The organism is Pseudopedobacter beijingensis (assembly GCF_042678145.1).
Lineage (GTDB): Bacteria > Bacteroidota > Bacteroidia > Sphingobacteriales > Sphingobacteriaceae > Pseudopedobacter > Pseudopedobacter beijingensis.
In genome coordinates this window covers 1-19,018 of sequence record NZ_JBHUDG010000012.1, presented here as the reverse complement: position 1 = coordinate 19,018, position 19,018 = coordinate 1, and the positions used below count along the sequence as shown (strand labels likewise).

At 33.9% G+C, this 19,018-nt stretch carries 22 protein-coding genes; 7 read left to right on the top strand and 15 right to left on the bottom strand.

Features of this window, described 5'->3' with window-relative positions; translation table 11 throughout:
- Nucleotides 1–4: 4 nt before the first annotated feature.
- Together ACFSAH_RS07955 and ACFSAH_RS07950 are read right to left on the bottom strand one after the other, a co-directional pair.
- A complete protein-coding gene (locus tag ACFSAH_RS07955) occupies nt 5–2,065 on the bottom strand; it encodes a TonB-dependent receptor domain-containing protein (protein ID WP_379662184.1) in 2,061 nt (686 codons plus the stop codon).
- 60 nt (nt 2,066–2,125) lie between these two features.
- A complete protein-coding gene (locus tag ACFSAH_RS07950; protein WP_379662183.1) occupies nt 2,126–2,506 on the bottom strand; it encodes a hypothetical protein in 381 nt (126 codons plus the stop codon).
- A 231-nt stretch (nt 2,507–2,737) separates the two neighbouring features.
- Between ACFSAH_RS07950 and ACFSAH_RS07945 the strand changes: the two genes are divergently transcribed.
- Nucleotides 2,738–3,499: an SDR family NAD(P)-dependent oxidoreductase gene (locus ACFSAH_RS07945; protein ID WP_379662182.1), complete on the top strand. Its 762-nt coding sequence runs from the start codon at nt 2,738–2,740 to the stop codon at nt 3,497–3,499.
- 53 nt (nt 3,500–3,552) lie between these two features.
- Here ACFSAH_RS07945 and ACFSAH_RS07940 read toward each other — a convergent pair whose 3' ends face one another.
- Nucleotides 3,553–4,569 carry an NAD(P)/FAD-dependent oxidoreductase gene (locus ACFSAH_RS07940; protein WP_379662181.1) on the bottom strand — a complete coding sequence of 339 codons (1,017 nt, stop codon included), beginning with the start codon at nt 4,567–4,569 and terminating at the stop codon, nt 3,553–3,555.
- A gap of 2 nt (nt 4,570–4,571) precedes the next feature.
- Complete coding sequence (locus ACFSAH_RS07935; RefSeq protein ID WP_379662180.1) at nt 4,572–5,780, bottom strand: GTP-binding protein; 1,209 nt, start codon at nt 5,778–5,780, stop codon at nt 4,572–4,574.
- An 84-nt stretch (nt 5,781–5,864) separates the two neighbouring features.
- Between ACFSAH_RS07935 and ACFSAH_RS07930 the strand changes: the two genes are divergently transcribed.
- A complete protein-coding gene (locus tag ACFSAH_RS07930; RefSeq protein ID WP_379662179.1) occupies nt 5,865–6,242 on the top strand; it encodes a Fur family transcriptional regulator in 378 nt (125 codons plus the stop codon).
- An 86-nt stretch (nt 6,243–6,328) separates the two neighbouring features.
- On the opposite strand, the gene ACFSAH_RS07925 is transcribed toward ACFSAH_RS07930, so the two are convergent.
- From ACFSAH_RS07925 to ACFSAH_RS07900, 6 genes are all read right to left on the bottom strand, one after another.
- Nucleotides 6,329–6,664, bottom strand: coding sequence for a DUF202 domain-containing protein (locus tag ACFSAH_RS07925; protein WP_379662178.1), 336 nt, complete (start codon nt 6,662–6,664; stop codon nt 6,329–6,331).
- A gap of 5 nt (nt 6,665–6,669) precedes the next feature.
- The gene (locus tag ACFSAH_RS07920; protein WP_379662177.1) at nt 6,670–7,299 is read right to left on the bottom strand and encodes a Crp/Fnr family transcriptional regulator; all 630 of its coding nucleotides are present in this window, start codon (nt 7,297–7,299) and stop codon (nt 6,670–6,672) included.
- Nucleotides 7,300–7,311: 12 nt separating this feature from the next.
- Entirely contained in the window at nt 7,312–7,725 is a 414-nt protein-coding gene (locus ACFSAH_RS07915) for a YeeE/YedE family protein (RefSeq protein ID WP_379662176.1), read from the bottom strand.
- A 6-nt stretch (nt 7,726–7,731) separates the two neighbouring features.
- A complete protein-coding gene (locus ACFSAH_RS07910; protein ID WP_379662175.1) occupies nt 7,732–9,087 on the bottom strand; it encodes a hypothetical protein in 1,356 nt (451 codons plus the stop codon).
- Between the two features lie 5 nt (nt 9,088–9,092).
- Complete coding sequence (locus ACFSAH_RS07905; RefSeq protein ID WP_379662174.1) at nt 9,093–9,650, bottom strand: YeeE/YedE family protein; 558 nt, start codon at nt 9,648–9,650, stop codon at nt 9,093–9,095.
- A gap of 80 nt (nt 9,651–9,730) precedes the next feature.
- Nucleotides 9,731–10,993, bottom strand: a complete 1,263-nt coding sequence (locus ACFSAH_RS07900) for an NAD(P)/FAD-dependent oxidoreductase (protein ID WP_379662173.1) — start codon at nt 10,991–10,993, stop codon at nt 9,731–9,733.
- Nucleotides 10,994–11,151: 158 nt separating this feature from the next.
- Here ACFSAH_RS07900 and ACFSAH_RS07895 point away from each other — a divergent pair, with 158 nt between their 5' ends.
- Nucleotides 11,152–11,988 (top strand): RteC domain-containing protein, encoded by an 837-nt coding sequence (locus ACFSAH_RS07895; protein WP_379662172.1) that lies wholly within the window; start codon nt 11,152–11,154, stop codon nt 11,986–11,988.
- Between the two features lie 314 nt (nt 11,989–12,302).
- On the opposite strand, the gene ACFSAH_RS07890 is transcribed toward ACFSAH_RS07895, so the two are convergent.
- From ACFSAH_RS07890 to ACFSAH_RS07870, 5 genes are read right to left on the bottom strand one after another with little or no spacing between them, the layout of a single operon-like run.
- Nucleotides 12,303–13,130 carry a DUF6602 domain-containing protein gene (locus ACFSAH_RS07890; protein WP_379662171.1) on the bottom strand — a complete coding sequence of 276 codons (828 nt, stop codon included), beginning with the start codon at nt 13,128–13,130 and terminating at the stop codon, nt 12,303–12,305.
- Nucleotides 13,123–13,587 (bottom strand): Mov34/MPN/PAD-1 family protein, encoded by a 465-nt coding sequence (locus ACFSAH_RS07885; RefSeq protein ID WP_379662170.1) that lies wholly within the window; start codon nt 13,585–13,587, stop codon nt 13,123–13,125. The genes ACFSAH_RS07890 and ACFSAH_RS07885 overlap by 8 nt, the downstream gene beginning before the upstream one ends.
- Nucleotides 13,584–15,245, bottom strand: a complete 1,662-nt coding sequence (locus tag ACFSAH_RS07880; protein WP_379662169.1) for a ThiF family adenylyltransferase — start codon at nt 15,243–15,245, stop codon at nt 13,584–13,586. Before ACFSAH_RS07880 ends, ACFSAH_RS07885 begins: the two co-directional genes overlap by 4 nt.
- Before the next feature lie 3 nt (nt 15,246–15,248).
- Entirely contained in the window at nt 15,249–16,229 is a 981-nt protein-coding gene (locus tag ACFSAH_RS07875) for a nucleotidyltransferase family protein (RefSeq protein ID WP_379662168.1), read from the bottom strand.
- Nucleotides 16,230–16,237: 8 nt separating this feature from the next.
- Nucleotides 16,238–16,552 carry a DUF3892 domain-containing protein gene (locus ACFSAH_RS07870; RefSeq protein ID WP_379662167.1) on the bottom strand — a complete coding sequence of 105 codons (315 nt, stop codon included), beginning with the start codon at nt 16,550–16,552 and terminating at the stop codon, nt 16,238–16,240.
- Between the two features lie 108 nt (nt 16,553–16,660).
- Here ACFSAH_RS07870 and ACFSAH_RS07865 point away from each other — a divergent pair, with 108 nt between their 5' ends.
- From ACFSAH_RS07865 to ACFSAH_RS07850, 4 genes are all read left to right on the top strand, one after another.
- The gene (locus tag ACFSAH_RS07865) at nt 16,661–17,263 is read left to right on the top strand and encodes a hypothetical protein (RefSeq protein ID WP_379662166.1); all 603 of its coding nucleotides are present in this window, start codon (nt 16,661–16,663) and stop codon (nt 17,261–17,263) included.
- The gene (locus ACFSAH_RS07860) at nt 17,253–17,657 is read left to right on the top strand and encodes a hypothetical protein (RefSeq protein ID WP_379662165.1); all 405 of its coding nucleotides are present in this window, start codon (nt 17,253–17,255) and stop codon (nt 17,655–17,657) included. The genes ACFSAH_RS07865 and ACFSAH_RS07860 overlap by 11 nt, the downstream gene beginning before the upstream one ends.
- Nucleotides 17,644–18,453, top strand: a complete 810-nt coding sequence (locus ACFSAH_RS07855; RefSeq protein ID WP_125011909.1) for an ImmA/IrrE family metallo-endopeptidase — start codon at nt 17,644–17,646, stop codon at nt 18,451–18,453. The genes ACFSAH_RS07860 and ACFSAH_RS07855 overlap by 14 nt, the downstream gene beginning before the upstream one ends.
- Nucleotides 18,454–18,576: 123 nt before the next feature.
- On the top strand, nt 18,577–18,918 hold the full coding sequence (locus tag ACFSAH_RS07850; protein ID WP_379662164.1) for a restriction endonuclease: 342 nt from the start codon (nt 18,577–18,579) through the stop codon (nt 18,916–18,918).
- Nucleotides 18,919–19,018 lie beyond the last annotated feature (100 nt).

Here is a 19,018-nt window from a genome sequence, read left to right as displayed (position 1 = left end):
TTCCTTAAAATTTATATTGAACAAAAACCGTAAAATTTCTTCCTTGTTCGTTGATGGGAACATTAGAAAAACCTTCTTGATTGCGGAATGCAAAATTCAGATGGTTGTGGTAAGTCTTGTCAAAAATATTCAGTCCTGCAATACCAATGCTCCAATTTTCAACAGGTCGGTATCCTAAACGTACATCCATTGTTTGATAACCTCCCGTACGTATTTCTCCAAAGGAAGGTGCTAATTCATTTTGTGTTGCTACAATGTTGTACTGCATATTTCCCCAGAATTTAGTGTTTTCAAATCCTGCGGATATACGTGCTGTAAAAGGTGGAATTAACGGTAATGACTCATCATAATCTTTATTGCGGGCATATACATACGAAAGGTCGGTTTTCAGGAAATAATGATTAGCAAAATCTAATTTAGCCGAAACATCCACTCCGGTTTTGTAAGCATCCCGGATGTTGGTAAATACTTTGGCATCCGTTCCGATTGTGGGTTCAATGACTGCCGAAATGTAATTGTCCAAAAAGGCATAATATACCGAACCTTCAAAATGAAGGGTGTTGAAAAATCCGTTGAGGTTTTCGTATCCGCTTACTCCAATTTCAAATTGGTTGTTGATTTCCGCTTTCAAATCGGGATTTCCGGTATAGGTATAACTGTCCTGACCTACGTTGAACTGATTGATATAACGTTCAATCATATTGGCAGAACGAACGCCACGCCCATAAGCCAATTCCAAAAACAAGCGGTTGCTGATTGCTTTTTTGAGGGAAAGTGTTCCACTGATATTGCTTTCGGTTCTTTTTTCTAAATCATAAAGCGAAGCAAAATCGTTTTCGGGTTTGCGAATGTCAGAAACAACCCTGTCGTACCGCAATCCTGCTGTTAATATATAGCTTGGAGCAAAATTCCATTTTCCTTCGGTGTAAATACCCCAATCATCAATATACGAATCTTGCCATATCGAATTAATCCGTGTGACAGGCTCCGGAAGCGGATTACCGTTCTGCATTTTTATCAACCTTGTTCTGTCACCATCTCTACCGATGTGCAGGTAATCTATTCCGCTGAAAAAATGCAGTTTATCCGATGTTTTCCATTCCAACTCCGCTTTTACACCGGCTGTATGGGATTCTACCAAGGCAGAAGCCTCCGTCATTTTTGCTGAAGAACGGTCAAAATTAGTCATCAGATGATCTACATAACTATAATAGGTTTTTACTTGGAATTGTTGAATGATTTTTCCGAAATGTTCCCATTTATAGTCCAACGAAGCAATGCTGCTGTTGTCATACTCTGTATCCATCGGCAAACCTGCGTGTAGCACATCCCGACCGAAAGCCTGTCGCCATCCGGCTTGTATGCGGTGGTTCTTTTTAATATTATAACCGAATTTTAATCCGTAATCGGTACTTTTAAAAGCCGAAGGAATTTCTGTTCCGTCACCATCTTTGTAGTTATCATAATTGCGGTATCCAAAATTTCCGGCAAGGTCGAATTTATCGGTAACGTATTGCAATTGAGCCATTCCTACATACGCATTTCCATTGGTTTCATAGCCCGAAGCTATTGACCCGTGCAAACCGTGTTTTCCTTTGGAAGGATTGCGGGTAACAAGATTAACAATGCCACCAAATGTAGCTCCGTAACGAACACTATACGGTCCTTTGATGATTTCGATTTTTTCGATTTCTTCAGGAGCAATGTGAGAAGTAATCGGATCCATTCGGTTGGGACAGGCGTGCATTGCTTTGATACCACCATCATATTGGATATTCAATTGTTCATATTGAGCCCCCCTAAAAGTCGGATCCATTGCATAGTTTCCTCTTTTGATTAGTGAAAAACCATTGATGTCGTTAAAAAGTCCGGCTACATTTTTGGGTTGTACTATTTTTTCGTCATAGTTATTGGAAACTTTGCTGAAAGTAGGATTTTCGAGCCTGTAGCCGTTGATAATAATTTCGTTTAAGATAGTCGTTTTTACGCTGTCTTGTTGCTGTTTCTCTTGTGCCGCAGCCATAAAAGGCATTGCACAAAGTGAAACCCAAAGTATTGATTTCATTTTGTTTAAAAATTTGATGAATAATAAATGTGTCCCGTGAATACAACAGTGATTTTGAATTTAGACCATCAAATTTTTGGGTGGGTGTTTGCATTTATCTAAATACAGAAAAGAATATAGAGATTGTTGGGCAATGATTTTTTTCTTCTGTAACCTTTCGATTGTTATAAACTCTAAGGTGAATTTTTCGGTAGGAATAAAATCCGGAAAGCTCAAAGAAGTAATTTGTTCCGGAATTTTATCTTGTTTGTCGGAAGTTTCTTTTGTGGCTTTGCTCAGACTACATTTTCCGTCACAGTGCATTTCGGGTTTGTCCTGATTTTCACAAAAAAGCTCGATGTAGGTTTCACTGTCTATCAAATAAAAAGCATAATGAAACTGTACATAGAATGTTCTAAGCACCATAGTGAAAAGGAATATGTATAAAACTAGTTTCTTCAAACAAATAAGAGTATTTGATGTAGAGTAAAAACAGCTCAAAGGTAGTTTCTAAGACTATAATTGATTGTAACTAATGTTACAGAACTAGCTTTTTTTGATTATAATTCTATTGTTGTTGGATTTGGTAAATACTAAAAAATAATCAATTGAAATGTGATTTTTGTTACCGAATTTGAAGTGCCTTAGATTTAATTTTACTTAAGAATTTAATTAAACTAAAAAGTAAATATTATGGCAAAATTAGCAGGTAAAGTAGTCGTTATTACCGGAGGTTCCGGTGCAATTGGTTCAACAACAGCAAAGTTGTTTTTAAATGAAGGAGCAAAAGTAGTATTGGTGGATATCAATGATGAAGCATTAAGCAAGGTCGCTTCTGAATTGAACAGTCCGAACGTAAGTTATGTAACGGCAGATGTTACAAAAGCCACTGATGTACAGAAATACGTAAAACATGCGGTGGATACTTTTGGCAAAATAGATGTGTTCTTCAACAATGCAGGAATTGAAGGTGTTGTAAAACCCATTACCGAATATCCGGAGGAAGTTTTTGATAAACTGATTGCCGTAAACGTAAAAGGTGTTTGGCTGGGTATTAAATATGTATTGCCAGAAATGAATAACGGAGGTAGCATCATCAATACGTCTTCAGTTGCCGGTCTGGTAGGTTCACCAAATGTATCGGCTTATGTGACCAGTAAACACGCTGTAATCGGCATTACCCGTACCGTTGCCAATGAAGCTGCTTCGAGAAACATACGTGTAAATTCCATTCATCCGTCACCTGTAGATAACCGTATGATGCGTTCTCTGGAAGAAGGTTACGCTCCGGGAGAAGCTGAAGCGGCAAAGAAAGGTTTTGAAGCTACCATTCCTTTGAAACGATATGCTACCAATGAAGACATTGCCAATGGAGTATTGTTCCTTGCATCTGATGACAGTAAATTCATTACCGGAATGAAATTGGTTATAGATGGTGGTATGACGATGGCTTAATTTTCAAAGTATAGAACTAAAAATGACGGTTTAAATTAACCGTCATTTTTAGCTTAAAATTGCTCCATCGTCAATTCATTATTCAGCATAGCACCCGCAATATTTCCTGTCGATACGGCATAAGCTACCGAACGCATCATACTGGAACTATCGCCACAGGCATAAATTCCGGGAATAGTTGTTTTCTGGAACATATCTACTTTGATGTGTCCCATTTCTGTGGTTTCGCAACCTAAATCAAGCGGTATTTTGCAATGTTGTTCAAACGGAATCGCAGCATAAGCAGCATCTACAATTTCTTTAGTTCCGTCTTTAAAAATCAAGGTTTTTACTTTACCTTTCTGATGTTGTATTTCAGCAACTTCTTTTTCAATGATTTGAATGTCGTTATTACTGATTTTTTTCAACTGTTCTTCCTTAAAATCGGGTTTCCCCTGAGTAACGATAAGCAGTTTATCCGTCAGATTATTGACCAAAGCCGATAGATGAAAAGCACGTTCACCATTTGCCAAAATAGCTGTTTTATGACCTTTAAATTCATAACCGTGACAATACGGACAATGGATGACCGATTTTCCCCAACATTCTTCAAAGCCTTTTATATCGGGAAAAATATCTTTCACACCCGTAGCAAAAACTAATTTCTTGGCTGAAAAAGTTGTGCCGGATTCTGTGCCAATTTCAAAACCGTTTTCGGTTTTCTTACCACTTATTGCAATATCCTGATGAAATTTAACAGTTTCGTATTTCAATACCTGCTCTTTGGCTTTGGTGGCAATTTCTCCAGGAACGGCTCCGTCCTGTGTGATGAAATTGTGAGAGTGAGGTGTGTATCGGTTACAAGGTTTTCCACTATCAATAATCAACACATTTTTTAAGGAACGACCTAACGCCATTGCTGCTGAAAGTCCTGCATAACTACCTCCGATGATGATAACGTCAAAATTTTTATGGTCTGTCATGATATTTATTTTTGCAAATGAAGTGAATGGAAATGGCAAAGCTAATGCGGTCAAAGCTAAGCTGCCTTGTTTGATGATTTCTCTTCTTGTAAATTTTGTTTTATTCATATTCAAATATTTTTAGGAAAAGGGTCTTCAAACCTGATGTTCTTATCAAATAAATATTGCTCACTATCCTGCAACAAACATTTTTCCAGTTCTGATACCATCTTTTCTTTGTCGATGTCCTGTCCGATGAAAACCAGTTCATTCATACGATCGCCCCATTGTTTGCTCCATCGGTCTTCGATTAAATCTCTGTTATGGATAAATGAAGCGTATCGCATACGTTCACTAAACGGCATACTGCACCACCACACACCAGCACTTTCCAATCGGGACGAACCGCCTGCCTGCGAAAAGTTCAGAGCCTGGTCAGGTCTTGAAGCTAACCAGAACAATCCCTTTGCCCGAATGATCCCATTTGGATAATCTGTGTTCAGGTAGTTCCAGAAACGCTCGGGATGAAAGGGTTTTTGGTTGCGGAATACAAAAGAACCTATGCCGTATTCTTCTGTTTCGGGGGTATGACTTTCGGCTTCTAATTCTTTTTGCCAACCTGCCGAACTTTGGGCTACTTCAAAATCAAATAGTTTTGTATTGAGTATTTCCTGTGGTGCAACTTTTCCAAATTCGGAAGTAATGATTTTTGCTCCGGGATTTAGTTTGTGAATGGCAGCTTTCAATACTCCGACAGTTTCTTCATCAACCAAATCAGTTTTGTTCAGTATTATTACATTGGCAAATTCAATCTGGTCGGTCAGCAGGTTTACAATGGTTCGGTAATCGCCCTCCATATCGGTCAGATCACGATCTTGCAATAATTCATTCGTACTAAAATCATTGAAAAAATTAAAGCAATCGACCACGGTAACCATTGTGTCAATATAGCTGAAACGGGAAAGGTCTATGCCATTTTCCTCGTCCACAAAACTGAATGTCTGTGCAACCGGAACAGGCTCACTGATACCTGTGCTTTCAATGAGCAGATAGTCGAATTTTCTTTCTTTTGCGAGTTTTTCAACCTCAACCATTAAATCTTCACGCAACGTACAACAGATGCAACCATTGCTCATCTCTACCAGTTTTTCTTCGGTTCTGGAAAGCGTATTTTCATTTTCTACCAATCTTGCATCTACGTTTACTTCGCTCATATCATTGACGATAACAGCTACTTTAAGCCTCTCTTTGTTATGCAGTACGTGGTTGAGCAACGTTGTTTTTCCTGCTCCGAGAAAACCGCTCAAAACGGTTACGGGGAGTTTGGTTTCTTTTATCATATTTCTTAATTAACGCAACAATGTTGCAAAAATAAGTTTTATATTTGTAATTGCAATAATGTTGCAATAGTAATTATATAAAATATGAAACAAACGAGAAAAACAACGGCAAAAACAGAAATTTTAGATTTGATTATTAGGTCGGAAATTGCTCTGTCACACTCTGAAATACAATTGTCTTTAGATGGATTGTGCAACAGGGTTACGATTTATCGTGTCTTGGATAGGTTGATAGAAGAAGATTTAATTCACAAAGTTGTGAATATTGACGGGGGTGTGAAGTATGCAAGTTGCCATAGTTGTTCCACTACTCATAACCATAATCATGTACATTTTAGTTGTCAAAAATGTAAATCCGTTACTTGCATAGAGGGCGTAGAACCCTTTTTTGAGCTTCCTAAGAAGTATAAAGTGAGTGATGTAAATTTTACGGTATCGGGAATTTGTCCGCAGTGTTGTTAATGATTATGTAACAATTTATATTGTATATATAGAAGGATAATCAATAATAAAACCTTGGTAGATTTATTTTAGTTCGAACTACACTTTTAGAGATATGAATTGTTTTCATATTTTAGCTTATAGTCGCCTATATGAATTTCACTTTGTTTGATTTTTTTGTGGTTGCGGAAATAGTTGATAATGCCCACAACGAGTAAAAGCCCAGATATAACGAACAAGATATATTCAAAAATAACCGCTCTGTTATCGTCAACAAGCTTGTTGACACTAAGCCCAGCCACCAAAAAATACATCGAACTTCTTAAAAATGATAAAAAAGTAGATTGATTTGCAAGAAATGTACGTTGGATAGCTAATTCCTCCCGAAGTATCAGATCTTTTTTAAATGATGTATTTATTTGTTCGCTTTTGGTATCTTCCATAGGCGTTAATTTAACAATTCTATGTTATTGCGGTTTAGTTTTATTTTTCCTTCATTTTCCAATGCTTTCAAAAGCCGGGAAATAACTACTCTGGAACTATTAAGTTCATAAGCAATTTCCTGATGAGTTTTGGTAATGATATAAGAGTCATTTATTTTACTCTTTTCCAACAAATAATTATAAAGTCGCTTATCCATATTGGTAAACGCTATATTGTCTATGGCAGAAAGTAATTCGTTAAAGCGATTGTTATAACTTTCAAATACAAAAGCACGCCAGCTTTTGTATTTACTCATCCATTCTTCCATTTTACCAACAGGAATCATTGCTACCAAACCATTGTTTTCTGCTACGGCACGAATTTCACTTTTTTTATCGCCCATACAGCATGTTAGTGTCATAGAGCAGGTATCTCCTTTTTCGATAAAGTATAGCAACAGTTCGCCTGTATCAAAATCCTCTCGCATTATTTTAATGGCACCACTAATAAGCAAAGGCATGGTTTTGATGTATTTGCCTATATCGATTAACACATCGCCTTCCTTAAATTCGACCAGCTTCGCAACCGAAATTATTTCGTCGATCAGCTCTTTTTCAAATATCCCCCGATAGGTTTCACGGATTAATTCTTCCATATTTATTTTGATTTAATGAGGCAATTTATCTTTTATCAGACCGTAAAGCCACGTTCCTAATACCGCTCCTAAAATTACAACTAAAATCGGGAAATATCCCGCACCTGTCATTACAAACATAGGTCCAGGACAAGCACCTGCCAATGCCCAGCCTAAACCAAAAAGAATACCGCCTATTAAATAGCGTGGAATACTTTTGTCCTTGTCTGCAATATTGATGGGCTCCCCATTGATATTTTTTACTTTATTTCTTTTGATGTATTGTACTACGATTATTCCTACTGCTAAAGCTGTTCCCATTAATCCGTACATGTGAATGGATTGGAACTGGAACATTTCATATATTCTGAACCACGATGCCGCTTCGGATTTGTACATGACGATTCCGAAAAATGTTCCGATTAGTAAGTAAACTATATTTTTCATTGCTTTTTAAAAATTAAAATTTGTTATTAGATTGATTTGGTTGTAATCGCTTCTTTGTACCACCAATTTTGGGTTATGCTCGTTTTTATTTTGTTTCCAGACATATAGCAATTCCACATGAAGACCTTTTAAAAAATTTGAGAATTCATAATGCAGTCTTGTATTGATCTGATAATAATCATCGATATTGTATTTGTTTAATTCATAATTTTCTATTTCTGCTCCGTAAGTAGTGGTAGCATCTATATTCAAAAAGAAATGTTTCCAATTATACTGATACCCAATAGCAAAAACATCAACTCCGCCCAATCCTTCGATACGGCTTCTGGGCATGGAAGTATAAAACTGATCCCGCCCCAATTCTTTTGGAAATAAATACCTACCCGTTTCAAAAGCTTTGGAATAAGCCGCTTTGATTTGAGAATGACCATTTATGTATTTCAGCATAAAGCTGGCAACCTGTCCGTTTTCATTGGGTTGAACATATCGTTTTTCTTCACTCAATTTTTTTTGATAAGAATTTGGTATTTGAAAAGAATAAATCATCCCAATCAAAAAATCTTGTTTTGAATATTCCAATTGCAACCAAGAGGTATTAATAAATTTATCCAAATGAAAATTCCAGAAATTTGCGTTCAGATTTTTGAATTCTTTTCCTAAATGAACAATTGCCAATCCTTGGGAATGAGTTGTTCCTTCATAATCTGCTTTTTCTCCGTTTGACAAATAGCCATTATCTGTCAATCCTATAACCTCCTCCATTGAAAACCATTCGGTCATTGATCTCGGGGAAACCCTATGGATCCATGCTGCATCAGCCTGAATTTTTTCATTTTTATGATGCAACCAAGCTCCCTGAAAGGCAAAAGGCTTCATCCTTCCATCGCTTTTGTTCAACAAAGGTGTATATTCTACAGGAATTTTTCCATAGGTTATATACGAATTCTTCCAATGGTACTTAATATACAATTCTTCCAATCGGTCTAAATCTTTAAAATTGTCTTTATGGTTCACATCAAAAAGTTCCTGTTCCCATCGTGATGATTTATTAGTCTGATCATAAGTTTTATTCAAATCAGATGAAAATAGCTTATATGTAAATATTCCCGAAACTCCTAACTGAAAGCCTTTGTACGATTTGGTTTCATAGCTTAATACGCCTCCAATGGCATTGGCATAATAATCATTCCCGTATTGGTTTTCAGTCATCAAAAAATAATTACGGATATGTCCGCTGATTTCGCCTTCTTTCAGATAAGAAACCAGAGATTTATTTTCAATGGTATCTTTTATGTGGTTTTCTTGTGCCATTGTTGATTGAGAAAGAGAAAACACAACCAGCATTACCACCAGCCTTTTCATCCGTTTTAAAAAATTAAAGGAAAAATAAGATGTACCATAATAAGCCCTCCAATAAAGAAACCTGTGGTAGCAATGAGTGAGGGAAGTTGAAAATTACTGATACCAGAAATAGAATGCCCTGAAGTGCAACCACCTGCGTAACGTGCTCCAAAACCAACCAATATTCCTCCAATTAGTAGTATAGCCAATGTCTTAGGATCTGAAAATGCTTCCGGTCCAAAAAGTTCTGTAGGTACGTATGCTTTCCCTGCACTTTCAAAACCTATTTCCTTTAGATGCTCAACCGTTTTTGGGTTTAAATCAGGTATTTGATTATCAGACAAATAATTTGAAGCTAAAAATCCACCGATGATAGCTCCGGTCATTACCAATAAATTCCAGCGTTGTGCTTTCCAGTCAAAGCAGAAAAAATCACAGGTTTTGTCGGCTCCGCACATGGTGCAGAGTGTTCGTAAATTGGACGACATTCCAAAATTTTTACCTACGTAAAGTAGAATAAACATCGTTAGTGCAATCAATGGTCCGCTAACATACCACGGCCACGGTTGTAAAATCCATTCCATAAATTATAGTTTCATTCTTTTTTATTGTTGCAAATTTCGGCTTATAAAAAGAGATAGTCTGTTACATAGGTTACACAGGGCTAAACATCTTCGCCATTCATCATTTTATGCCAATACAAATAAGGGAGCATATACTTTTTTAACAGCCACAAACGCCAGTGTTCTTTAGAACTGTCGCCAATCAGCATCATTTTGAGTTTAGGATCGGGCGTGAATTCATTTTTGTAATTAAATTCCGCTAAAACCATTTTTCCATATCCAGTTACTAACGGACAGGATGAATATCCTTGGTATGATTTGTTGTCGGCGGCTTTTCCTTTGATGAGTTTGAGAATATTATCCACTACTACAGGAGCTTGCTTGCGTATGGCTGCTCCTGTTTTTGCGGTAGGCAATGCGGCTACGTCTCCAATCCCGAAAATATTCGGATATTTTTTGTGTTGAAGACTATTGATATCCACATCTAACCAACCTGCTTCATTGACCAATACAGATTCTTTTACAAACTTTGGAGCTGTTTGAGGTGGAGCTAAGTGTAATAAATCAAAAGGCATTTCAATTAACGAATCACCTTGTTGCTTTTCACCCAAAACATTACCTTCGTTTACTATACAGTTATTGTCATCGGGAGCTACACTTTTGAAATAGACTATTTTTTGTTCGGCGTCTATTTTAACAGGAGCATAAAAAGGTTTAAAATGTACATTGTATCGATGGATGACTTTCATTAATGTATCCGCAATCCGCTTCACCCCAAATATGACTGTACCAGGAGTAGCGAAAACTACATTTGATTTTTTGTCTAGACCATTCCTGCGAAGGTAATCTGCAGCCAGATACATGATTTTCTGAGGAGCTCCACCACATTTAATCGGGGTTGTAGGTTGGGTAAAAACTGCATTTCCACCTTTGAAATTTTTAAGACATTCCCATGTATATTTAGGATCTATATAATTGCTACAAACGACACCTTTTTTAACTGCATCTTCCAATCCTTCGATTAGCGAAAGATCATTTACTAACCCGGGAGCAACCACAAGATAATTATAACTGATTTTGATGCCTTTTTTTAGTTCAATTTTATTTTCTTCCGGATAAAAAGATATTACTGAATCTTGGATCCATTCAGCTTGCTCCGGAATTAAATCTCTGATTCGTTTTTCTGTTTTATCGAAATCATAAGTTCCGGCTCCAACTAATGTCCAGGCCGGTTGATAATAATGTTTATCTGCCGGGTCAACAATAACAACGTCAAGTGACTTATCCTTTTTTAAAAGTTGAGCTGCTGTCATAATCCCTGCTGTACCAGCTCCAATTATGGCAATTTGATAATGTGCTTTCATACCCTTGATATTTATTTGATAATTGCGTAAAAGTATATTTTGAATAAAAAAAAGTCTGTAACAAATGTTACTGAAAAGCATATTTATGAAGAATAATATTAAGCTAAGTAGCTGTAGTAGTTATAATAAAGTATTTATTCATTAAAAATTGAAGTATTATGAGGTACATTAAAAACATCCTTTTATCAATAAGGGAAGAAGAAAAGAAATTGGATTTAAACTCACAAAATGTAATAGAAAGTACACGCAAAGTTGTTTCTTTTCTATTGTCTAAACTGGAAAGATTACGAGATTATATCATGGAAAATGGATTTGAACAACCTAATCAAGAAATTGAATTTTTCAAGAAAATAAAACCCGAAATACAAGGGAAATTAATTTTCTATAATAAGGTGTTCAAAATTGAGAGCAGTTGTCCAAGTGGGATGTGGGATGTTCACAAAAAATATTTTTCGGATGAATTACAAAAGATTGAAAATATTTATAGAGAAAACACCTGCAATTGCCCTTTCTACAGATATTACCGATCGGGACGTATAGATCGGGATGAAGAATTATTTATTAGAGGGCAGATAAATATAGACAATGGGCTTAATAGTCACATTTTTGAATCTGATCACAGATTTTCTACTTACTTCGATTATAAAGTAGCAAGAATAATAGGTGATGAATTATTTTATGATTATCTCATTTTTCGTATAAATAGTGGATTATTTGATATGACTAAAGCTGAGAACATACAACAATTGGTATGGACGGAATCAAAAAATGCTTTGATAGAATTGATATATGCAATACATACAAATGGATCTATTTTAAATGGGAATGTAAGCATAAGAAAAATTACAGCAATAATGCAGTCTATTTTCAACATTGAATTAGGAGATATTCATCATGCCTTTCACCGAATGAAAATGCGTGCTGGTTCCAGAACAGCCTATTTGGATCAATTAAAAAAATCTTTGGAAGAGCATATGGATAGAGATTTTGAATAATTAATATTTTCAAGCAGTGATTAAGTTCACTGCTTTTTGATTTTCGTATCATTTATGATCTTGTTTTCAGACATATGTTTTTGTATATTTGCTATGAGCTAACGGAAACACGTTGAAAAGCAAAGCAATAAGCACCGTTACCAAATCGTTACCTGAATTTTTTGATATTCTTTATAAAAGCTTAGTATTCAACTTATACTGCTAGTTTAAATTCTTATTGATAGACTGCTTTTTATTTCACACTATAACAAACAATTAATTGGATTTTTTTTATGAGTTATTTGATTTAGGTAACTTTTTCTGACAATGCAGTTTTATATCTTTTCATCAATTTCAAATCCAACAGCCCTAGCATACGCATTCAAGTCTATAGCTGCTACTGTTCCAATAGACTGCTGTAAATATCTTGTGAGTTGAAGAAAAAAAGTGACTAAAGAGTTTTCTTTTTTACTAAATGTAGTACTGTTAAAAGTCCTTTCAAGGTAGTAATTTGCTATGCGTTCCTCAAAATTTGTATTTGATATGTTTTCCTCTCCATCATAATTCACATAAAAACTACCGTAATCTACGGCACACCCCATTTCAATAGTTTGTAATCCTGTTAAACCTTTTAAATGGGATTCAATAGTATTATTATTTTTTGCATAGGTGTTAGTGCTAGCTAAAATACCTCCAACTATTTTTGTCAATGCGCGAGGACTTTGAGGTATTCCGGCATTGATTATACCCACAGAAGTTCTTTTTAATTTCCTTACACTTTCAATTTTCTTCCCTGTGTATTCAAAAAAATTATCACTCGCTACGTTGCCCTGAAAATCAGGCTTAACTTCAAAAACGGCATACACACCCTCAGCAGGAATATAGTGAATGCCATTTTGAGTAAAAACGAAAGGTGTATATTGCTGATCATAAATTACTAAGTCTAATTGATGGCTTAAACTTCCTGTACTATCAATCACAATTGCTTTGTCAACACAATATCTATTAGGTAAATATTTTCGCAGCCATTCGATCCAAACGTTTTCTAAGGAATCTCCTTTTGACCCAGAATGTAAAATGAATTCTCTGTTAGTATTTAATTGTGCAACCATTTGATTTTGCAATCCCGCAAATAAGTCACCTATATCTATTTTATTACTCATATCTATATAATTTATTTTTAAATTGAACATAAAAACCAAGCTCAACTTTGGTCTTTTTATAACCTATGATCAGCATTATAGGATTTTTAATTGAAACTTCAGGGTGATTTGCAATTGAATTAACGGCATTTATATCTGTGCTGCTGGGTATTGGTAAATTATTTGGATGAGTATGCCACTCACCCAGATAATATTTCTTGGGTTTTTCAGCATAAAATTGTTTTAATTTATCATCAATACCTACTGTATCCCTCTCAAACAAATAAGGTGTTCCTTTAAATTTATTTGGCAAAATTGTATCTGTTATCTTTAGATGGGTTAGAGTCTCTGAATAATTTCCGATTAAAAAGCCACCAAATTCATTTGGGTAATGTTTTATTCCAATATCTATTAAATTACATAATAGATCATCTTCGATTTCCAGCGTTAAACCTAATTCATTAATTCTATATGTCAAAACTCGTCTAATTTTATTGAAAATACATCGCTCTCGTTCGTTTTTAAAACAAAGTTTCTCAAACTCTTACTCTCATCACTCAATTTCATGTTAATATGCTTAATGGCAAATTGAACCAATGTGCTGATATCATTATATGAAGCCTTAAATGTTGGACTCCAACATCCGGTTGGGTTATGTAAATTTTCCATCTCATTCTCCAAAACATTTTCATATTGATTCATTACCCAATTATAACTATTGGGTTCAACTGAACAAACAAGGTCTTTAGCATTATTGGTTATTGATAGTGTTATAAATCCATTAAGTTCTAATTTACTTAAAACATACAACAAATCGTTATCTGTCGAACAATCTATAATCATATCATAATGAAGTAGTTTTTTATGCAATTCATTATTAGTATTGTTTATTCCCTGGTCTATTTTTGTTTCGACATGAAACATCACTGGATTAATTATTCCAACTTCAACAAAAGGAGATATTGAGAATAATTCATTGGACAAATCATCTACTTTATTACAAATACCTGTCAAAAAAGAGTATTCTGATCTACATACATTTTCAGGTTCTTTAATATCATAGTCAACTACATCAATACTGGTGCAACCACATCTAGTCAACGTTGTTGCAACCATACTGCCTATTGCACCTATGCCAATAATGAGTATCTTGCTTTTAGTAATCTTCTCATTTAATCTACCTCTGCCAAAGAAGTAGTCATAAGAGCAATTTTTAGTGATACCCCATATAATGTCTTCATTGATAAATTTACCTTTCCAAACTTTGTTTTCTTTATAGGTCTCAATTGGAAATTTTCCAATCTCTAAAATAGCAACCTGCCAGTGTATTTCTTTATCTGATATTCTATAACCTATTAAAAAAGGAATTGGTTTTCCATTCAGTTTCAAATTTTTTTTCTGGACACTATAGAGAAAACTATGAAAATTTTGGTTGACTAAACCTTCTAAATCTTCCCACTTGCTTATTATAAATTTACCCATCTTAGCAGGAGGATTATCTGAAAAAATATAGATACCAAGATCTTTGTTGGTTAATTGTTTTATTGAACTACTCCAATTACACGCTGTAAGCTTTTTATTTGAAGAATCTCTGAACTCCTGAATAACATTATTAAAAATAATCTTTTCATGATACAATCCGTTATTTATTTTTGAATACTCGAAAAAACCAAATTGTTGATTGCTGAAAACGTGGTCGACTTCAGTAAACAAAAAAGAAAAATAATTCCCCTTAAATTCTTTAGGCTGTAAAATCAAATGTTCATAATGCTTATCATTATCTTTATTTAAATAGTATTTCCAGATCCATCTTTTTAGTGAATTAATATCTACCTCAATTTTTTTCTTTAAATCGGTATGGTGAGAAGTATGTATACAAATTGAACCATCACCCATTACGTGTCCATACTCCAAATAATCGCTGTTGGAAAAAGTAATAGATTCTGTATCCATTCTTTTTAAGGGATACTCGGGATAAATCTTAACATCAAAAAATAAGTAATCGTCTGTTGACTCGACTGGAACTTTAATTTTTCCAACTATATTAAATTCTAAATCTGAACTAAATGGGGTCTCAATTGAAATCCCATTTAGTTCAGAAAAAATTTGCTGGATTGTATTTAGTCTTTTGTCCATCACTTAACCGAATCTTTCATTTTTTGGTGGATTAGAATAGAATCCGTTTCCTTTGTTTTCGTATTTGTTATCAATTTCTTCTTCCTCAACAAATTTTGAATTTTCAGGGAAATAAGTTTTGATATTTTCATCGTTATCTTCGATCCTTTCAAGCATATTCTTCATATCATCAGACAGTATCTGTCTCTCTGAAGTTGTCAAAGTTTCAATTAAGTCATTAGAACTATTTCCTGGATCTTTCAATGTAAAACTTTCGCCGGTGACTTCGTCACGAATATATTGCAATACAGTTTCTAGTTTACTCCATAAATTCCCTGATACATCTTTATTATCAAAAGCTTTAATTGTAATCAATTCCAAAAAGAAAGATTTTACAGGGTAATTATATTTGGTGTTTTTCCATACTTTAAGCAGGCGGATGACCTTTCTAATTGAATCTTTTTCTTTGGTAGCTCTATCTTTTATATTTTTGATTTGAGCCTGCACGTTTGTTTTGATTCTCTCACTGCCTTGGTCAAAGTTTCCATATTTATAGTAAACATAGAGATTAAGGTTTTCATCATCTTTGTATTGATCTTTATTTAATTCTCGTCCTGGTACAACATCAATCTTTACAATATCACCGTCATTATCGGCAAAAAACTCAATCCCAATAGAAACTTTTTGTTTTCTAACATTTGCCTCGTCTTTATATTTCTCATATAAAAAATCAAAAACATCTTCGTACATCTGCTTTAATGTGCCATTAGAACCAAATGCATTTCTTTTAAAAGGGCATACCATGTCAAAATCAAATTTGGTATTCATAGCAGTATTTTTTGCATAGGAACCAGAATTAAAAGTAGAGTATATATTACTATCGTATTTTTCCTCTAAAGCCTCTTTAACTTCTTTGCTTTTGTCTTTGTGCTTAGTTAAAAGTTGCTCTTCTTTGGTAATTTGATGCGTTTTAATTACCGAATCTAAATGTAAATTTTTATCCATATTTATAATTATTTAATTGCTTTCATTGATATTAAATTGTCTAAATTATCTTTTGTAGTTGCATTTGCTTCGCTCCTTAAATATTCTTTTCCAGCTCTCTGAATATATGTTACCTTAGATTTAATACTCCATCCAGGATAACCCCATACTACTGTCTTAATAATATTTCCTTTTTTTAGTAATGCTATGGCATTGGCTTCTGATGTTTTTTCACCCATACTCCATGAATCTCCATCATTTACCAAATGCAACATTACATGTGTAATATTGTCATTTGAATCTTTCCAAACACCAGAGATTAAATAATTTGCTGACTTACTCATAATTTATTTTTTTAGTTAAACGTCTTGTATACATTGTAATGCTATATTAATTTCATAAATTGCCATTGCTATGGAAGTTTTTTATAAAATTTAAGCATTACTATATAAATGAAGTCTGATAATAGAAAAGTTGCAACTTTTGAGGAGAAATGCAAGGCACTTCAGGAGGTTTATACTTCGGATTTTTATGCTATTCTTTTCAAACACGCTATCATAAGGCTTAAGACTTTTTTTGGAATTAAATACAATTATCAAAAGGGTTTTAGAGGTATTATGATTGAAGACATGATTAATGATACGATCGAAGCCTTTTTAAGAGAAGGAGGACGGAACTGGTATATTGATAAGTTTCCTGATTTCCGAAAGCAGATAATAAGTGCTCTAGATAGTGTCATTTCAAACACATTAAACGCTGAACTTGATAAAGCAAATGAAACATTTGAAATTCTGGATAATGATGTTGAAATGTCTTTTGACGATTCGGACTACCAATCCTTATTATCTATATGCCATGATGAATTGACAGCTATGGGAGCGACAGATGATGAATTATTATTGTTTGAACCATATATAATAAATGGCATGAAACGAAACGACTTGTCAGAGTTATTAGGCATCGGAATCGATGAACTGACAAATATTAAAAAGCGATTAGATCGCAAGTTACCATTTATAAAAGCAAAATTGAAAGTGTTGAATTATGAAAAATAACTTCATCAAAAAGATAGACGAGACAATTATTTCCCAAATTATTGACGGAGATTCTAGTGCCTATGATGAAATTCTTAAAGAGGAAGGTTTTGATATTAATGATATTGAAAATTATGCTCTTAAAAATTTCCGTAAACATTCATTTCTCTTAAAAGGTTATATTAATAAGCAAAGAGACAATGATTTATTAGAAAAAGCTTCTGCATTACTACAAAGTGCAATTGAGAAAAATATCGATAAGCCAATTAGTTATTTAAAATCTTTAATTGCAAATAATCAATTTCAGGTACAATACAGAAATTTAGATAATCTAGGAATTGATGAGATTAAAGAAATAATTAAAGATCAAAATTTATTAGAACTACTGGAAAAACTAGAAAATGATCCGAAATAGAAGAGGTTCCAATAGGGCTAAAGCACTATTAGAAGAAATCGGCTTCGATGAAATTACTGATATTCCTTTGGATATTTTTGTTGCCGGACTTGGGGCAACATTGATAGAGGAGAAATTACCAAGTTCAGACGGTAAAATTATCAGAGGTAACTCCAAGACATTAATAAAAATAAACTCCAATATTCAGTTTGAAGAGAGAAAAAGATTTACTGTCGCACATGAAATCGGGCATTTTTTACTACATGACAAACTAGATTTAGAACTTCACGATGAAACACCCAATACACTAAACTGGTTTAACAATGCAGAGCAGCAAGCAAAAAAAGGAATTCAGGAATGGGAAGCTAACGATTTTGCATCAGAGCTATTAATGCCCGAAGATTTAATACGGAAAGCGACATTTAAAAAAAAGTTCTCTCCTGATTTAGTAAAAGAATTATCAGAAAGATTCAAAACCAGTTTAACCTCAATTATTTATAGGTTATTATCATTAAATGTATATCCCTTATTTGTTGTTTTTATTAATAACGGTCAGGTTAAATATTGGAGTAAGTCAGATGGTTATTGGATAAAAATAAAAGAAATCACCAAACTATCACCTCCTGAAGATTCTGTTGCTCAAGAGTATATTGATGCTGACTATGATTTTTTATATTCGGGAAAAGATAAAGCTCAATCAATATATAAATCTACGTGGTTCGAATTAAAAGCTGATGAGGATGATAGTGATTTTTTTGAATATTGTATTCCTTATAAGCAAATGAAAACTATAATAAGTGTAGTTTGGGAAGAATAAACAGATCATCGTTTCTAATCTTTTATAAAATTAAAATTTGCTTATTCAATATCCTTTTTTGAAACTAGATTGATACGATTCAAAAAAATGATTTTTATAAATCTTTGAGAAACCTATATATAAATGACTATTTACGAAAATGAACCGAAAACCTGGAAAGATTTGCAAAACAAAGTTGCTGAGATTTTAACTGTATGTGGTTATAAATGCGAAGTAGAAAAAGAAATAATTACAGTAAGGGAAAAAGTCAATGTTGATGTGTATGCAGAAATAAATAGCCAAGTTTCTAAAAGCGTAATCATATGTGAATGTAAATTTTGGGCAAAAGCCATTCCAAAAAGTGTTGTTCACTCTTTTCGAACCGTTATAAACGACTATGGAGCTAATTACGGACTGATAATATCAAAGATTGGTTTTCAGAGTGGTGCATTTGAGGCAATTAAAAACACTAATGTTCAATTGTAATCTTCCCTTAAAACAGCTACGATTATTAATGTAGTTTTATAATTTAGGGTAATGAAAAAAAGTAAGTTTAGCGAAACACAGATCATCAAGATTTTGAAGT

Excerpts from the sequence above, each read along its gene's own strand:
- ACFSAH_RS07955 (WP_379662184.1), bottom strand. The coding sequence starts at position 2,065 with ATGAAATCAATACTTTGGGTTTCACTTTGTGCAATGCCTTTTATGGCT.
- ACFSAH_RS07945 (WP_379662182.1), top strand. The coding sequence starts at position 2,738 with ATGGCAAAATTAGCAGGTAAAGTAGTCGTTATTACCGGAGGTTCCGGT.
- ACFSAH_RS07940 (WP_379662181.1), bottom strand. The coding sequence starts at position 4,569 with ATGAATAAAACAAAATTTACAAGAAGAGAAATCATCAAACAAGGCAGC.
- ACFSAH_RS07935 (WP_379662180.1), bottom strand. The coding sequence starts at position 5,780 with ATGATAAAAGAAACCAAACTCCCCGTAACCGTTTTGAGCGGTTTTCTC.
- ACFSAH_RS07930 (WP_379662179.1), top strand. The coding sequence starts at position 5,865 with ATGAAACAAACGAGAAAAACAACGGCAAAAACAGAAATTTTAGATTTG.
- ACFSAH_RS07925 (WP_379662178.1), bottom strand. The coding sequence starts at position 6,664 with ATGGAAGATACCAAAAGCGAACAAATAAATACATCATTTAAAAAAGAT.
- ACFSAH_RS07920 (WP_379662177.1), bottom strand. The coding sequence starts at position 7,299 with ATGGAAGAATTAATCCGTGAAACCTATCGGGGGATATTTGAAAAAGAG.
- ACFSAH_RS07915 (WP_379662176.1), bottom strand. The coding sequence starts at position 7,725 with ATGAAAAATATAGTTTACTTACTAATCGGAACATTTTTCGGAATCGTC.
- ACFSAH_RS07910 (WP_379662175.1), bottom strand. The coding sequence starts at position 9,087 with ATGAAAAGGCTGGTGGTAATGCTGGTTGTGTTTTCTCTTTCTCAATCA.
- ACFSAH_RS07905 (WP_379662174.1), bottom strand. The coding sequence starts at position 9,650 with ATGGAATGGATTTTACAACCGTGGCCGTGGTATGTTAGCGGACCATTG.
- ACFSAH_RS07900 (WP_379662173.1), bottom strand. The coding sequence starts at position 10,993 with ATGAAAGCACATTATCAAATTGCCATAATTGGAGCTGGTACAGCAGGG.
- ACFSAH_RS07895 (WP_379662172.1), top strand. The coding sequence starts at position 11,152 with ATGAGGTACATTAAAAACATCCTTTTATCAATAAGGGAAGAAGAAAAG.
- ACFSAH_RS07890 (WP_379662171.1), bottom strand. The coding sequence starts at position 13,130 with ATGAGTAATAAAATAGATATAGGTGACTTATTTGCGGGATTGCAAAAT.
- ACFSAH_RS07880 (WP_379662169.1), bottom strand. The coding sequence starts at position 15,245 with ATGGACAAAAGACTAAATACAATCCAGCAAATTTTTTCTGAACTAAAT.
- ACFSAH_RS07875 (WP_379662168.1), bottom strand. The coding sequence starts at position 16,229 with ATGGATAAAAATTTACATTTAGATTCGGTAATTAAAACGCATCAAATT.
- ACFSAH_RS07870 (WP_379662167.1), bottom strand. The coding sequence starts at position 16,552 with ATGAGTAAGTCAGCAAATTATTTAATCTCTGGTGTTTGGAAAGATTCA.
- ACFSAH_RS07865 (WP_379662166.1), top strand. The coding sequence starts at position 16,661 with ATGAAGTCTGATAATAGAAAAGTTGCAACTTTTGAGGAGAAATGCAAG.
- ACFSAH_RS07860 (WP_379662165.1), top strand. The coding sequence starts at position 17,253 with ATGAAAAATAACTTCATCAAAAAGATAGACGAGACAATTATTTCCCAA.
- ACFSAH_RS07855 (WP_125011909.1), top strand. The coding sequence starts at position 17,644 with ATGATCCGAAATAGAAGAGGTTCCAATAGGGCTAAAGCACTATTAGAA.
- ACFSAH_RS07850 (WP_379662164.1), top strand. The coding sequence starts at position 18,577 with ATGACTATTTACGAAAATGAACCGAAAACCTGGAAAGATTTGCAAAAC.